The organism is Betaproteobacteria bacterium (assembly GCA_016194905.1).
In the GTDB taxonomy this organism is placed as follows: domain Bacteria; phylum Pseudomonadota; class Gammaproteobacteria; order Burkholderiales; family JACQAP01; genus JACQAP01.
This window is the reverse complement of record JACQAP010000014.1, coordinates 98,314-112,178: the sequence shown is the minus strand read 5'-3', so window position 1 is coordinate 112,178 and position 13,865 is coordinate 98,314. Positions and strand designations below refer to the sequence as shown.

The following is a 13,865-nucleotide window of genomic DNA, read 5'->3' as shown; positions in this document are numbered from 1 at the left end:
TTTTTTATTATTTTTGTGCCGCACGGGACACCTGGTTATGACCGACCTGGCTAATGTTTCCGCCTTGACCCGAACGCCGGTGCAACTGCCGATCGATTGGTATTTCGATCCGCAGGTCGCCGAAATCGAACAGAAACTCCTGTTCGAGGGCGGGCCGGGTTACGTCGGTCATGAATTGATGGTTCCCGAAGTGGGAGATTACCGCTCACTCGACTGGATGAACCACGCAAAGGTGTTGGTGCGCAACCAGAGCGGCCTGGAGCTGCTGTCGAACGTCTGCCGCCACCGGCAGTCGATCATGCTGAAAGGCCGCGGTCACGCCCAGAACATCGTGTGCCCGTTGCACCGCTGGACTTACGACATGTCGGGCAAATTGCTCGGCGCTCCGCATTTTCCGGGCAATCCCTGCCTCGATCTCGGCAAGACAGCGTTGACTGGCTGGAATGGCCTTCAGTTCGCAGGACCGCGCGATCCGAATCGCGATTTGGCGAGCTTGGGCGTGCTCGCCGACCTGGATTTTTCCGGCTATACGCTTGATCGTGTGGTTACCCATGAATACCCGGTCAACTGGAAGACATTCATCGAGGTTTATCTCGAGGACTACCACGTCGGACCTTTTCATCCGGGACTCGGACAATTCGTGGACGCCGAAGACCTCAAATGGGAGTTCGGCGACTGGTACAGCGTCCAGACCGTGGGACTCAACCAGGCGCTGGGCAAACCTGGCACTGCAGCCTATCAAAAGTGGCACGAAGCCGTCCTGCGTTACAACAATGGCGAGATGCCGAAACAAGGCGCGATCTGGCTGACGTATTACCCGAATGTCATGGTCGAATGGTATCCGAACGTGCTGGTTGTCAGCACCATCCTGCCGAGAAATCCAGAACACTGCACCAATATCGTGGAATTCTATTATCCGGAAGACATCGTGCTGTTCGAGCGCGAGTTTGTCGAAGCGGAGCAAAAAGCCTACGCCGAGACCGCAAGGGAAGATGAAGAAATCTGCGTGCGCATGACGGAAGGTCGCCGCGCACTCCATCAGCAGCATCGCAACGAGTTCGGCCCGTACCAGTCGCCGATGGAAGACGGCATGATTCATTTTCATGAATTCGTGCGCGCCCGCATTCAACCGCATCTGTAACTGCCGATCACTGCTCGCCCCGGTCATTAATACATGGCTGCGATATCCTTATGAGCCATACCACGCTGATTTCCGTCGTCGATCTTGCGAAGCACCTTGATGATCCGGCATTCGTGATTTTCGATTGCCGTCACGAGCTGACCAACCCGGAATTCGGCATCGAGGCCTATGCGCAATCCCATATTCTGAACGCTCGGTTCGCGCACCTGGATCGCGACCTCGCCGCGCCCCTGACCGGGCGCAATGGACGGCATCCGCTGCCGGATCCGAACGTGTTCGCCGACTGGCTCGCGCGCATGGGCGTGTCGAACGACAAGCAGGTGATCGGCTACGACAACGCCGGAGGCGTGTACGGCTCGCGATTGTGGTGGATGCTGCGCTGGATGGGACATCAAAGCGTAGCCGTGCTCGATGGCGGCTGGCAGGCATGGCTCGCCGCCGGACAACCGGTTACTGCCAGAGTGCCCGTGCCGAAGCCGAGCCGATTCACGGGCACACCTCAAAAATCTCCGGTGAATGCGAAATACGTGCTGGAGCATCTGCATTCGCCGGACATGGTGATGATCGATGCGCGCGCCAATGATCGCTATCACGGACAGAACGAGACCATCGACCCGATAGGCGGTCACATTCCCGGTGCGCTAAATCGATTTTTCAAAGACAATCTGACGCCGCAGGGACTCTTCAAGTCGCCGGAGCAACTGCGCGACGACTTCAGGCCGTTTGTCGGCAACGGATCGCCGGAAATAATCGTGAGCCAATGCGGTTCGGGCGTAACAGCGTGCCACAACCTGCTGGCGATGGAGATCGCCGGATTGAAGGGAGGGCGGCTCTATCCAGGCTCCTGGAGCGAGTGGATCGCCGATCCCTCCAGACCGCGCGCCACCTGATTCCGACAATCCCGTAAAGGAAAAAGCCGGACCACCAGGGTCCGGCTTTTTTTGCGCGCGATTCTCAGGCGACGCTTTCTTCCTTGTCCTTGGTTTCGCGCTTGGCCTCGTTGATCTGCAATTTCGTTTTTCCTTCGGCATCGACATCCACCGTAACGCTGCCGCCGCCGGCGAGCTTTCCGAACAGCAGTTCGTCGGCCAGCGCGCTGCGTATGGTGTCCTGGATCAGGCGAGCCATCGGACGCGCTCCCATATGCGGATCAAACCCGTTCTTGGCAAGATAAGCCTTGAGCGCATCGGTAAACGCGACCTCCACCTTCTTTTCGTGCAACTGTTCTTCGAGTTGCATCAGGAACTTGTCCACAACCCGCACGATGATTTCCTGGGAAAGCGCGGCAAAGGAAATGATGGCGTCGAGCCGATTGCGGAATTCCGGCGTGAACATACGCTTGATTTCCGCCATCTCGTCGCCCACGGCGCGCTGCTGGGTGAATCCCATCGTGGTTTTGGACAGTTCCGCGGCGCCGGCGTTGGTGGTCATGACGATTACCGTATTGCGGAAATCCGCCTTGCGACCGTTGTTGTCGGTGAGCGTACCGTGGTCCATCACCTGCAGCATGATGTTGAAGATGTCAGGGTGAGCCTTTTCGATTTCGTCGAGCAGCACCACCGAATACGGATGCTTCGCAATTTGTTCGGTCAGCAACCCACCCTGGTCGAACCCGACATAACCCGGTGGCGCGCCGATCAGCCGGGACACCGCATGGCGCTCCATGTATTCCGACATATCGAAGCGGATCAATTCCACACCCATCGTATAGGCGAGCTGACGTGCCACCTCGGTCTTGCCCACGCCGGTCGGCCCGCTGAACAGGAAACTGCCGATCGGCTTCTGCGGATTACCAAGCCCGCTTCGCGACATTTTGATCGAAGCCGCCAGCGCATCGATTGCTCGGTCCTGGCCGAACACCACGGCTTTCAGGTCGCGATCGAGATTCTGCAGCTTGCTGCGGTCAGTCGACGAAACGCTCTGGGCAGGTACACGCGCGATCTTGGCGATAGTCTCTTCGATCTCGTGTTTGCTGATGACGCGCTTCTGCTTTGATTTCGGCAGGATGCGCTGCGCCGCCCCTGCCTCGTCGATCACGTCGATCGCCTTGTCGGGGAGATGGCGGTCGTTGATGAAACGCGCCGAAAGTTCCGCGGCGGAAGTCAGGGCTGACGCGGTGTATTTGACGCCGTGATGTGCTTCGAACCTCGTCTTCAATCCGCGCAGGATCTCGACGGTTTCGGCGACTGAAGGCTCCGTTACGTCGATTTTCTGAAACCGGCGCGACAGCGCATGATCTTTCTCGAAAATGCCCCGGTATTCGGTGTAGGTCGTCGCACCGATGCACTTGAGGCTGCCCGAGGAAAGCGCGGGCTTCAGCAGATTTGAGGCGTCGAGCGTCCCGCCCGAGGCAGCACCCGCACCGATCAGTGTATGGATTTCATCGATGAACAGGATTGCATTCGGATTGTCGGTGAGTTGCTTGAGCACCGCTTTCAGGCGCTGCTCGAAATCGCCACGATATTTTGTTCCCGCCAGCAGCGAGCCCATGTCCAGCGCGTAAACCTGGCAACGGGCCAGAATTTCCGGCACGGCGCCTTCGATGATCCGGCGTGCCAATCCTTCGGCGATTGCGGTCTTGCCCACACCGGCCTCGCCCACCAGCAGCGGGTTGTTCTTGCGCCGGCGGCACAGTGTTTGAATGACGCGCTCGAGTTCGCGCTCGCGCCCGATCAACGGATCGATCTTGCCGGAAATGGCGAGCGCGTTCAGGTTCAGCGTGTAGCTTTCCAGCGCGCCGCCGGAATTCTGTTCCTGATCAGAATCCGCCTCACTTTCCGGCTGCGTTTTGGCGGGTGTCGTCTGCGGAACCTTGGTGATGCCGTGCGAAATGAAATTCACTACATCGAGACGTGTAACCCCCTTCTGGTGCAGGAAATACACGGCGTGGGAATCTTTCTCGCCGAAAATGGCCACCAGGACATTGGCGCCGGTCACTTCCTTCTTGCCGGACGACTGCACATGCAGGATCGCGCGCTGGATCACGCGCTGGAATCCGAGCGTCGGCTGGGTATCGACATCCTCGCCGCTCACCACCGGGGTATGTTCATTGATGAAATCAGTCAGGAGTTTGCGCAGTTCCTCGACGTTGGCCGCACAGGCGCGCAGGACTTCCGCGGCAGACGGATTGTCCAGCATGGCGAGCAGCAAGTGCTCCACGGTAATGAACTCGTGGCGCTTCTGCCGGGCTTCCATGAACGCCATGTGCAAACTGACTTCTAGCTCCTGCGCAATCATATTTCCTCCATCACGCATTGAAGCGGATGTTGATGCTGTTTCGAAAACGCAATGACCTGTTCCACCTTGGTCGCCGCAACGTCTCTAGGATACACGCCGCAGACCCCCATGCCTTCCCTGTGAACTTTGAGCATTATCTGGGTCGCCTGCTCCCTGGTCATCGAAAAGAAAGTCTGCAGAACCGCGACGACAAAGTCCATGGGTGTGTAATCGTCGTTCAGTAGCAGGACCTTGAACAGCGGAGGCTGTTTGACCTTGCTTTTTTCGGCTTCTAGGAGCGTGCTGTCACGATTTCCCGTTGCCATGCCTTCGTCTCGCTTCACTGCTTTCACTTAGGTCTAATTTTGCGGATAACCGGGGAAAATACAAGTGCAGAATTCGTGCCTGCCCGGATCCGGCGAAGCGCTTAAAACTGCATTGCAACAATTGCTTGCGCGCGTTTTACCCACTTGACTTCCCAAAATAAATAACCTACAAAGCGAATTGGTGTTTGGCTTCAAGCATACTGCAGTACCGGTTTTGCCGATAACGCGGACTTGAAACTCAAACGATCGGCGGGTTTCCGGCCCGCGTTTTTCTCCAGGGGAAGGGATGTATGGCAATCGGTACGGTTAAGTGGTTCAACGATGCAAAGGGCTACGGTTTCATCACGCCCGATGACGGCAGCGAAGATCTGTTTGCGCATTTTTCGGCAATTCAGATGAACGGTTTCAAGACGCTGAAGGAAGGCCAGAAGGTGAGTTTCGAGGTCACCCAGGGTCCCAAGGGCAAGCAAGCCTCCAACATACAGGCCGCCTGATACCCGGAGCGGATCAAGATCCGCATGGAGTTTCAGAATATTCGAAGCCCGCGACCCCGTCGCGGGCTTTTTGTTTTTGGCGCAGCGTTCAGCCCCGCATGCGTTCGATCATTGCGTTCCCGAATCCGGAGCAGGACACTTGTGTTGCCCCGGTCATCAGTCGCGCAAAGTCATAAGTGACCACCTTGTCGTTGATCGCCGCCTCCATCGATTTGACGATCAGGTCCGACGCTTCCACCCAACCCATGTGGCGCAGCATCATTTCCGCCGAGAGAATCAGCGAGCCCGGATTGACGTAGTCCTTGCCCGCGTATTTTGGCGCCGTGCCATGGGTCGCTTCGAACATCGCGACTGAATCGCTGGTATTCGCGCCAGGAGCAATACCTATGCCGCCAACCTGGGCAGCCAGCGCGTCGGAAATGTAGTCGCCATTCAGATTAAGCGTTGCGATGACGTCGTACTCGTCCGGACGCAGCAGGATCTGCTGCAGGAAAGCGTCTGCAATCACATCTTTGATGATGATTCCGCCGGGCAGTTTCATCCATGGACCGCCGTCCACGAGTTGTGCACCGAATTCGCGCTTGGCAAGCGCGTAGCCCCAATCACGGAAGCCGCCTTCGGTGAATTTCATGATGTTGCCTTTGTGCACCAGAGTCACGGACCGGCGCTTGTTATCGATCGCGTACTGAATCGCCTTGCGGACCAGGCGTTCGGTTCCCTCGCGCGACACCGGCTTGATGCCGATCCCGGATGTCTGCGGAAAGCGGATTTTCTTGACCCCCATTTCCTTGATCAGGAAATCGATCAGCTTGCGCGCGCTGTCGGACTCCGCCGCCCACTCGATACCAGCGTAGATGTCCTCGGAGTTTTCGCGGAAAATCACCATGTCGGTTTTCTCGGGTTGCTTGAGCGGGCTGGGCACACCCTTGAAATAACGCACCGGACGCAGACAGACATAGAGGTCAAGCTCCTGGCGTAAGGCAACGTTGATCGAGCGAATGCCGCCGCCAACCGGAGTGGTGAGCGGGCCCTTGATCGATACCACGAATTCCCTGCTGGCCTGGAGGGTCTCTTCCGGCAGCCAGACGTTTTCGCCGTAGACTTTGCAGGATTTTTCACCTGCAAACATTTCCATCCATACGATCTTGCGCTTCGTCTCATAGGCAGCGTTTACGGCTGCATCCACCACCTTGCGCATGACCGGCGTGATGTCCACGCCGGTTCCGTCCCCTTCGATGAAAGGGATGATCGGGTTGGCCGGTACGCTCAACGAGAAATCCTTGTTGACGGTGATTTTTTCGCCGGTGGACGGCACTTTGATGTGCTGATACATGGAATAGTCTGCCTCGATGGGTGGATGTAACTGAATTGCAAGCGCTTATGTGGCCTGCCTGAGAGCGGCAATTGTAAAGCAACGATTGGCCGCGACACAAAAACCACGGATTTCGACCTTCAGCTTGAACGTATTCTGCACACCGCAGCACGCCATTGCGCAGATTAAGACTGCGTCTGACAATTCTGAAACCATTTTTCGCATTGCAAAATTTCGCACATATAGAATTTCTTATTATTTGATTATCAAGTACTACTTAAGACGGCTTGCGATTGTTGCGATGCGTAAAAAATTTGATGTAACGTTTGTCCACCACCGTTGCGTCATACAAACCCGCACGTAACGTCGATACAAGATGCCACTACACGCAGCATCTTCAATGATTCCGCCAGATCCGATCTCTGGCCTTCACGTGGATATAAAGCGCCGCAAGCACTCGGCAAGTGGATCAGAACCGCTGCGGAATTCCGCATCGACGGCCTGATTCGGTGAGCCGATGTCTCCGCGCCGTCCGTAAAAAAACGCTTGAACTAGCCGACAGGAGACCATCATGAATCGCGACCAGGCCATCGCAGAAATCCACAAAGACTGGAACAGCAACCCACGCTGGAAGGGGGTGCAACGGCCTTACTCCGCCGAAGACGTCTATCAGCTGCGTGGAACAGTTCACATCGAATACTCGCTTGCCCGTCGTGGCGCCGAAAAACTCTGGCAGCTCGTCAATGAGGAAGCTTTCGTCAATGCGCTCGGTGCACTGACAGGCAATCAGGCGATGCAGCAGGTAAAAGCCGGTCTGAAAGCCATCTACCTTTCCGGTTGGCAAGTCGCCGCGGATGCCAATCTCGCCGGCGAGATGTATCCCGATCAGTCGCTCTATCCCGCCGACAGCGTTCCTGCAGTCGTGCGTCGCATCAACAACACCTTCATTCGCGCGGACCAGATTCATCACTCGGAAGGCAAAGACGGGATCGACTGGTTTGCGCCGATCGTCGCCGACGCGGAGGCCGGATTCGGCGGCGTGCTCAACGCCTTCGAATTGATGAAATCGATGATCGACGCCGGTGCCGCCGGCGTTCATTTCGAAGATCAGCTCGCGTCAGCAAAGAAATGCGGACACATGGGCGGCAAAGTGCTGGTTCCGACCCAGGAAGCGGTACAGAAACTTGCCGCCGCCCGTCTGGCGTCGGACATCATGGGCGTACCGACGGTGCTGTTCGCGCGCACGGACGCGGAGGCCGCGAATCTCATCACATCGGATGTGGATGACAACGATAAACCGTTCTGCACCGGCGAGCGCACGGCCGAAGGCTATTACCGGGTGATCAACGGCATCCAGCAAGCGATTTCGCGCGGCCTCGCTTATGCGCCTTACGCCGATCTGATCTGGTGCGAAACCGGGAAGCCGGACCTCGCCTTCGCTCGGCAATTCGCCGAGGCCATCCACAGGCAGTATCCGGGCAAACTGCTTTCCTACAACTGTTCGCCTTCCTTCAACTGGAAGAAAAATCTCGACGACGGCACCATCGCCAAATTCCAGCGCGAGCTGGGCGCGATGGGCTACAAGTTCCAGTTCATCACCCTGGCCGGCTTCCATGCGCTGAACTACGGCATGTTCGAACTGGCGCGCGGTTACGCCACCGAAAACATGACCGCTTATGTGAAGCTCCAGCAGGCTGAGTTTGCGGCGGAAGCCAACGGTTACACGGCGACCAAGCATCAGCGCGAAGTCGGCACCGGTTATTTCGACGAAGTCACGCAGGCTGTGCAGGCGGGCAAGTCGTCGGTAACGGCTTTGACGGGTTCTACTGAAGAAGAACAATTCGTCTGACCCTGTTCCACAGTTTTCTTACCGCCGCGGTGTAGCAGGCTTTGCTTGTTCCCGTGGCGTTTCTTATTTATCATTTGGCGAAATCATTTTTCACAATATGAAATTTCAATCCGGAGCCTCAACGTGACTCAGCCGAATGTTCCCGCCGGCATGCAAGTGCTCGGCAGTGTCTCCCCCGAGTATGCGCAGATACTCACCGGCGGCGCGCTCAGCTTTCTGGCCAAGCTGCATCGCAGCTTCAATGCACGCCGAGTCGAATTGCTTGCCCGCCGCGTCCAGAGACAAAAGGAAATCGACTCCGGCAAGCTGCCGGATTTTCTCGCCGAAACCAAACCGATTCGCGATGCTGCATGGGAGGTCGCCGCAGTACCGAAGGACTTGCAGGACCGTCGCGTGGAAATTACCGGACCGACCGACCGCAAGATGGTGATCAACGCGCTCAATTCCGGTGCCAACATGTTCATGGCGGACTTCGAGGATTCGTCGACGCCGACCTGGGACAACCAGGTTCAAGGCCAGATCAACATGCGCGATGCGGTCGCCGGCACCATTTCGTTCACCAGTGCCGAGGGCAAACAGTACAAACTAGCCGAGAAGCCGGCGACGCTGCTGGTGCGCCCTCGCGGCTGGCATCTGAACGAAAAACACATCGTAATAGACGGCCAGCCGATGTCGGGCTCGCTGTTCGACTTCGGGCTGTATTTCTTCCACAACGCCAGGCCGCGCATGAAAAAGAAATCGGGTATCTACCTCTATCTGCCGAAGATGGAATCCCATCTCGAGGCGCGGTTGTGGAACGAGGTGTTCGTATTCGCGCAAAAGGAATTGGGCACACCGCAAGGCACCGTCAAGGCCACCGTCCTGATCGAGACCATTCTCGCAGCCTTCGAAATGGAGGAAATCCTTTTCGAACTACGCGAGCATTCGGCCGGCCTCAATTGCGGCCGCTGGGATTACATCTTCAGCTGCATCAAGAAATTCCGGAACCAGAAGGATTTCATCCTCGCCGACCGCAGCCTCGTGACCATGACCAGCCCGTTCATGCGCGCCTATTCGCTGTTGCTGATCAAGACCTGTCACAAGCGCGGCGCCTTTGCGATGGGTGGCATGGCCGCGCAGATCCCGATCAAGAACGACTCCGCGGCCAATGAGGCCGCGCTTGCCAAGGTGCGTGCGGACAAAGACCGCGAGGCAACCGATGGCCATGACGGCACATGGGTCGCGCACCCCGGGTTGGTCGCAGTAGCAAAGGAGGCATTCGACAAGGCGATGAATACGCCCAACCAGATCCATAAAAAGCGCAATGACGTCAACGTCGCGGCAAAAGACCTGATCAATTTCCAGCCGAAAGGCCCGATCACCGAACAGGGCCTGCGCATCAACATCAACATCGGCATTCAGTACCTTGGCGCCTGGCTCGCCGGCACCGGCTGCGTGCCGATCTTCAATCTCATGGAGGATGCCGCAACTGCGGAGATTTCCCGGGCCCAAATCTGGCACTGGGTCCGCAGCCAGCATGGCGTTCTCGACGACGGCCGCAAGGTCAGCAAGGAATTGTTCCGTCAGCTCGTGCCGCAGGAACTGGCCAAAGTCCGGGAGATGCTGGGCGACAAGGGTTATGCAGCGGGCAAATACGAAGAAGGCGCCAAAATGTTCGAGGAACTAACGCTCGCTGAGGATTTCGTCGAGTTCCTCACCCTGCCCGCGTACGAATACGTCACCGCGCACGAACACCGTTGACCTCCATTCGGGTCGCCGCACGGGGTGGGTGGCCCGGCCTTAAGACATGCCACGGGTCGTCCTTTTCAACAAACCCTACGGTGTAATCTGTCAGTTCAGTCCGTTAGCGGGCAAGCTGACGCTGAAAGACTTCGTGCCGATCACGGGCATCTATCCCGCCGGCCGGCTTGATACGGACAGCGAAGGACTGCTGATCCTGACCGACGATGGCGCCTTGCAGCACACCATCAGCCATCCTGCGAAGAAGTGGCCCAAGACCTACTGGGTACAAGTGGAAAACATTCCGGACGAAGCGGCACTGATGCGATTACGGACCGGGGTAGACTTGGGAAATTTCGTCAGCGCACCGGCAACGGTCAATCCGATCGCCGAACCGGCCGGTTTATGGGAACGCAGCCCGCCCATTCGGTTTCGCCAAAGCATTCCGACCAGCTGGCTCGAAATCGAGATCAGCGAAGGCAAGAACCGCCAGGTTAGGCGCATGACCGCAGCAGCAGGATTTCCCACTTTGCGCCTGATCAGGCACCGGATCGGTCATTGGACCCTGGCAGGACTCGGTTCCGGCGAATATCGCCTTTTCCCTTCCGAGGAGAGGAAGCTTTGGTAAGAACAACCAACTTGTAACAAAATATGTCAACCGGCCATGCCGGCGGGCGTTAAGGGCCGTGACACCTAGATAGTGTCATCCCTGAAGAACTTATCAATGGAGAAGACCAGCATGAAGAAGATTATTGCCGCCCTGATCGCCGCCCTGTTTGCCGCTGTTACGTTCTCGGCCGTTGCCGCTGACGAAGCCAAGCCGGCCGACAAGCCCGCCAAGTCCGCGAAGAAGCACAAGAAGGCCAAGAAGGAAGAAACCGCTGCTCCGGCAGCCGCTGCTCCGGCAAAGCAGTAAGTTTCACGCCGCTGCAAACGACAAGGCAGGGAATTATTCCCTGCCTTGTTTTTTTGAGCGCGGCCTGAGGCACTCTATAAGTTCCCTTCATCCCGGTGGTTTGACGCCCCCGGCAAAACTCCTTATTCTTGCGAGCGCTTTTCGGACTGGTGAAACGCTCCGGTTCGGCATATTTTTTTCCTGATCCAGAAATAACGGAACCTGCTATAAAAAAACTCACTGCGCTCATCCTGCCCGCCGCGGTTTCCTTTTCCGCATCCGCCGGCGTGGCGCCTACCGCCCCGAATTCGGCATTGGCCCAGTCCGGCGCGAAGATAGCCCGTCCATCCAAGAATTGCAAATCAAGAGGGCGTACGCCATGGGCGAGTGGACCGACCTCATCAAACTGACCGTCGCGCTGCTGGCGATTGTCGATCCCGTTGCCAGCATTCCCGTCTTCCTCAGCACCACCACCGGCTACACGCAGGCCGAGCGGCGACGTGTTACACAGGTTGTCGCAATCACTGTCTTCTGCGTGCTCGGAGTCGCGGCGCTGATCGGTACGCAGGTGCTGCGTTTCTTCGGCATCAGCATCCCCTCCTTCCTGATTGCAGGCGGAATTCTGCTTCTGCTCATGGCAATATCGATGCTGCAGGCCCGTGAAAGCGGCATCCGCCAGACCCCCGATGAAGCCGAGGAAGCGTCCGAAAAAGATGCGGTAGCCGTGGTGCCGCTCGGCATTCCGCTGCTCGCCGGTCCCGGCGCGATCAGCACGATGATCATCGCCACGCATCATTCGGAAGGCTTTTTCGGCCATTTCACCCTGCTGATTCCCGCGGCACTTATAGCGATCACGGTGTGGGCGACATTTGCGGCGGCCACTCGTATTTCCGAGCGACTGGGCAAGACCGGCATGAATATCATTACCCGTGTCATGGGGCTGATCATCGCCGCCATCGGGGTCGAGTATATTTACCGCGGAATGATCGAGTTGTTCCCGAAGCTGGTCTGAAAGCCGACATGGTCTGGAAACCCGATGTAACCGTTGCGGCAGTGGTGGAACGCGACGGCCGTTTTCTCCTCGTTGAGGAACAAACCGAACGTGGCTTGTTGTTCAACCAGCCAGCAGGGCATCTCGAAGCTGACGAGTCGATTGTCGCGGCAGTGGTCAGGGAAACACTCGAGGAGACCGCCTGGGAATTTGCTCCGGAACACCTGGTTGGCGTATATCGCTGGCGCCCTTCCGGCAGCGAAATCACTTATGTTCGCTTCGCCTTTTCCGGCCGTCTGGAAACGTATCACGCCAATCGATCGTTGGACGCCGGAATCGTGCGCGCGGTCTGGCTCAGCCCGGAAGAGATTCGCGCCGGCCGCGATCGCCATCGCAGCCCGCTGGTCGTGCGCTGCATGGAAGACTATCTGGCCGGAGTACGGGCGCCGCTCGACCTGCTGGTGGACTACAACTGATCCGGAATCGCAACGTGGGCAAAAAGCAACGCATTGTCGTCGGCATGTCGGGCGGGGTGGATTCCTCGGTCGCGGCCTGGCTTCTCAAGGAGCAGGGTCATGACGTCGTCGGCCTGTTCATGAAGAACTGGGAAGACGATGACGACGAAGAGTACTGTACATCGCGGCAGGACCTGATCGATGCAGTTTCGGTCGCAGACCTGATCGGTATCGACATCGAGGCGGTGAACTTCTCCGCCGAATACAAGGACCGCGTGTTCAATAGTTTCCTGGCCGAATACAAGGTGGGGCGAACGCCAAATCCCGACGTGCTGTGCAATGCCGAAATCAAGTTCAAGGCTTTCCTCGATCATGCGCTGCAACTGGGCGCGGACCGCATAGCCACCGGACATTACGCACAGGTGCGCGAAGTGGACGGCCTGTTCCAGTTGCTCAAGGCGGAAGACGGAACCAAGGACCAGAGTTATTTTCTCTACCGGCTGGACCAGGCGCAGCTGGGAAGCACGCTTTTTCCGCTGGGTGCGATGTACAAGCGCGACGTGCGCGAACTCGCCGCCAGACTCAAGCTGCCGAACCACGACAAAAAAGACTCCACCGGAATCTGTTTCATAGGCGAACGGCCGTTCCGGGAGTTCCTGAATCGTTATCTGCCCACGCAGCCCGGGGACATGATCACCCCTGGCGGAAACGTTGTCGGCCGGCACGTGGGTCTAATGTATTACACCCTCGGCCAGCGTCAGGGACTGGGCATCGGCGGGCGCAAAGAAGGCGACGGCGAGCCGTGGTACGTGTGCGGCAAGGACATGGAAACGAATCGGCTTACCGTCGTGCAAGGTCACGATCATCCAGCCTTGCTGTCGGACGCGCTCACGGCCAATGACCTCACCTGGATCAGCGGAGCGCAGCCCCACTGCAACTGGGTATACGGCGCGAAGACGCGCTACCGGCAGAAGGATGCGTCTTGCGAGGTCGAGCGGGTGGATGCGAACTCGTGCGAAATCAAATTCGCGGAGCCGCAATGGGCGGTGACACCCGGTCAGTCGGTTGTCGTCTACGAATCAAAAGTCTGTCTGGGCGGCGGCATCATCGACAGCGCCGTCCCGGCGGCGACCTAGCGTTGCGGCACGGTCGCCTCAAAAGGCGGCAGCTTGAATAATTTCTCCGCGTGGCGCAGCAGACTCGGATATTTGCTGCGCCAGTCGATCTGCAACTCCTTTGGCCAACGGCCCTCCTGCACCGGCAGCACCGCATCATCCATCATGCCGTCGGCCAGCGCTTCCCAGCGGTGCACCTGAATGCGCTGGCGTACCGGCTCCAGGATCAGGCGGCCCACCGGGGAATATAGAATCGAGGTATTCCACTCGGCATCGAACCATGCCCGCGCCGCACAACCAATGCCGCAGTGGCGCTCATCGTGATAAAATTATTCATATCGATTAGCCACTT

14 protein-coding genes are annotated in these 13,865 nt (G+C 57.7%); 10 read left to right on the top strand and 4 right to left on the bottom strand.

All coding sequences use genetic code 11. The features are described 5' to 3' along the window. Nucleotides 1-37 precede the first annotated feature (37 nt). Nucleotides 38-1,141, top strand: a complete 1,104-nt coding sequence (locus tag HY067_08810; GenBank protein ID MBI3528058.1) for an aromatic ring-hydroxylating dioxygenase subunit alpha — start codon at nucleotides 38-40, stop codon at nucleotides 1,139-1,141. Between the two features lie 50 nt (nucleotides 1,142-1,191). Then, nucleotides 1,192-2,031 carry a sulfurtransferase gene (locus HY067_08805; protein ID MBI3528057.1) on the top strand — a complete coding sequence of 280 codons (840 nt, stop codon included), beginning with the start codon at nucleotides 1,192-1,194 and terminating at the stop codon, nucleotides 2,029-2,031. Nucleotides 2,032-2,095: 64 nt separating this feature from the next. On the opposite strand, the gene clpA is transcribed toward HY067_08805, so the two are convergent. Further along, nucleotides 2,096-4,378 (bottom strand): ATP-dependent Clp protease ATP-binding subunit ClpA, encoded by a 2,283-nt coding sequence (clpA, locus tag HY067_08800; protein MBI3528056.1) that lies wholly within the window; start codon nucleotides 4,376-4,378, stop codon nucleotides 2,096-2,098. After that, nucleotides 4,375-4,683 (bottom strand): ATP-dependent Clp protease adapter ClpS, encoded by a 309-nt coding sequence (gene clpS / locus HY067_08795; protein MBI3528055.1) that lies wholly within the window; start codon nucleotides 4,681-4,683, stop codon nucleotides 4,375-4,377. The genes clpA and clpS overlap by 4 nt, the downstream gene beginning before the upstream one ends. A gap of 290 nt (nucleotides 4,684-4,973) precedes the next feature. Here clpS and HY067_08790 point away from each other — a divergent pair, with 290 nt between their 5' ends. Next, nucleotides 4,974-5,177 (top strand): cold-shock protein, encoded by a 204-nt coding sequence (locus HY067_08790; protein ID MBI3528054.1) that lies wholly within the window; start codon nucleotides 4,974-4,976, stop codon nucleotides 5,175-5,177. Nucleotides 5,178-5,265: 88 nt separating this feature from the next. Here the strand turns inward: HY067_08790 and icd are convergent, their stop codons facing one another. Then, nucleotides 5,266-6,510 carry an NADP-dependent isocitrate dehydrogenase gene (gene icd / locus HY067_08785; GenBank protein ID MBI3528053.1) on the bottom strand — a complete coding sequence of 415 codons (1,245 nt, stop codon included), beginning with the start codon at nucleotides 6,508-6,510 and terminating at the stop codon, nucleotides 5,266-5,268. A gap of 550 nt (nucleotides 6,511-7,060) precedes the next feature. Between icd and aceA the strand changes: the two genes are divergently transcribed. The 7 genes from aceA (at nucleotide 7,061) to mnmA (ending at nucleotide 13,534) form a co-directional block, all read left to right on the top strand. Then, the gene (gene aceA / locus HY067_08780) at nucleotides 7,061-8,338 is read left to right on the top strand and encodes an isocitrate lyase (GenBank protein ID MBI3528052.1); all 1,278 of its coding nucleotides are present in this window, start codon (nucleotides 7,061-7,063) and stop codon (nucleotides 8,336-8,338) included. Between the two features lie 150 nt (nucleotides 8,339-8,488). Next, on the top strand, nucleotides 8,489-10,078 hold the full coding sequence (gene aceB, locus HY067_08775; GenBank protein ID MBI3528051.1) for a malate synthase A: 1,590 nt from the start codon (nucleotides 8,489-8,491) through the stop codon (nucleotides 10,076-10,078). Nucleotides 10,079-10,124: 46 nt separating this feature from the next. Then, nucleotides 10,125-10,685, top strand: coding sequence for a pseudouridine synthase (locus HY067_08770; GenBank protein MBI3528050.1), 561 nt, complete (start codon nucleotides 10,125-10,127; stop codon nucleotides 10,683-10,685). A 111-nt stretch (nucleotides 10,686-10,796) separates the two neighbouring features. Beyond that, nucleotides 10,797-10,973: a hypothetical protein gene (locus HY067_08765; GenBank protein ID MBI3528049.1), complete on the top strand. Its 177-nt coding sequence runs from the start codon at nucleotides 10,797-10,799 to the stop codon at nucleotides 10,971-10,973. Nucleotides 10,974-11,331: 358 nt separating this feature from the next. Continuing rightward, nucleotides 11,332-11,964 (top strand): NAAT family transporter, encoded by a 633-nt coding sequence (locus tag HY067_08760; GenBank protein ID MBI3528048.1) that lies wholly within the window; start codon nucleotides 11,332-11,334, stop codon nucleotides 11,962-11,964. Between the two features lie 8 nt (nucleotides 11,965-11,972). Further along, a complete protein-coding gene (locus HY067_08755) occupies nucleotides 11,973-12,419 on the top strand; it encodes an NUDIX hydrolase (protein MBI3528047.1) in 447 nt (148 codons plus the stop codon). Nucleotides 12,420-12,433: 14 nt separating this feature from the next. Next, nucleotides 12,434-13,534, top strand: coding sequence for a tRNA 2-thiouridine(34) synthase MnmA (gene mnmA / locus HY067_08750; GenBank protein ID MBI3528046.1), 1,101 nt, complete (start codon nucleotides 12,434-12,436; stop codon nucleotides 13,532-13,534). Here the strand turns inward: mnmA and HY067_08745 are convergent. After that, nucleotides 13,531-13,752, bottom strand: coding sequence for a hypothetical protein (locus tag HY067_08745; protein ID MBI3528045.1), 222 nt, complete (start codon nucleotides 13,750-13,752; stop codon nucleotides 13,531-13,533). The genes mnmA and HY067_08745 overlap by 4 nt on opposite strands. Nucleotides 13,753-13,865 lie beyond the last annotated feature (113 nt).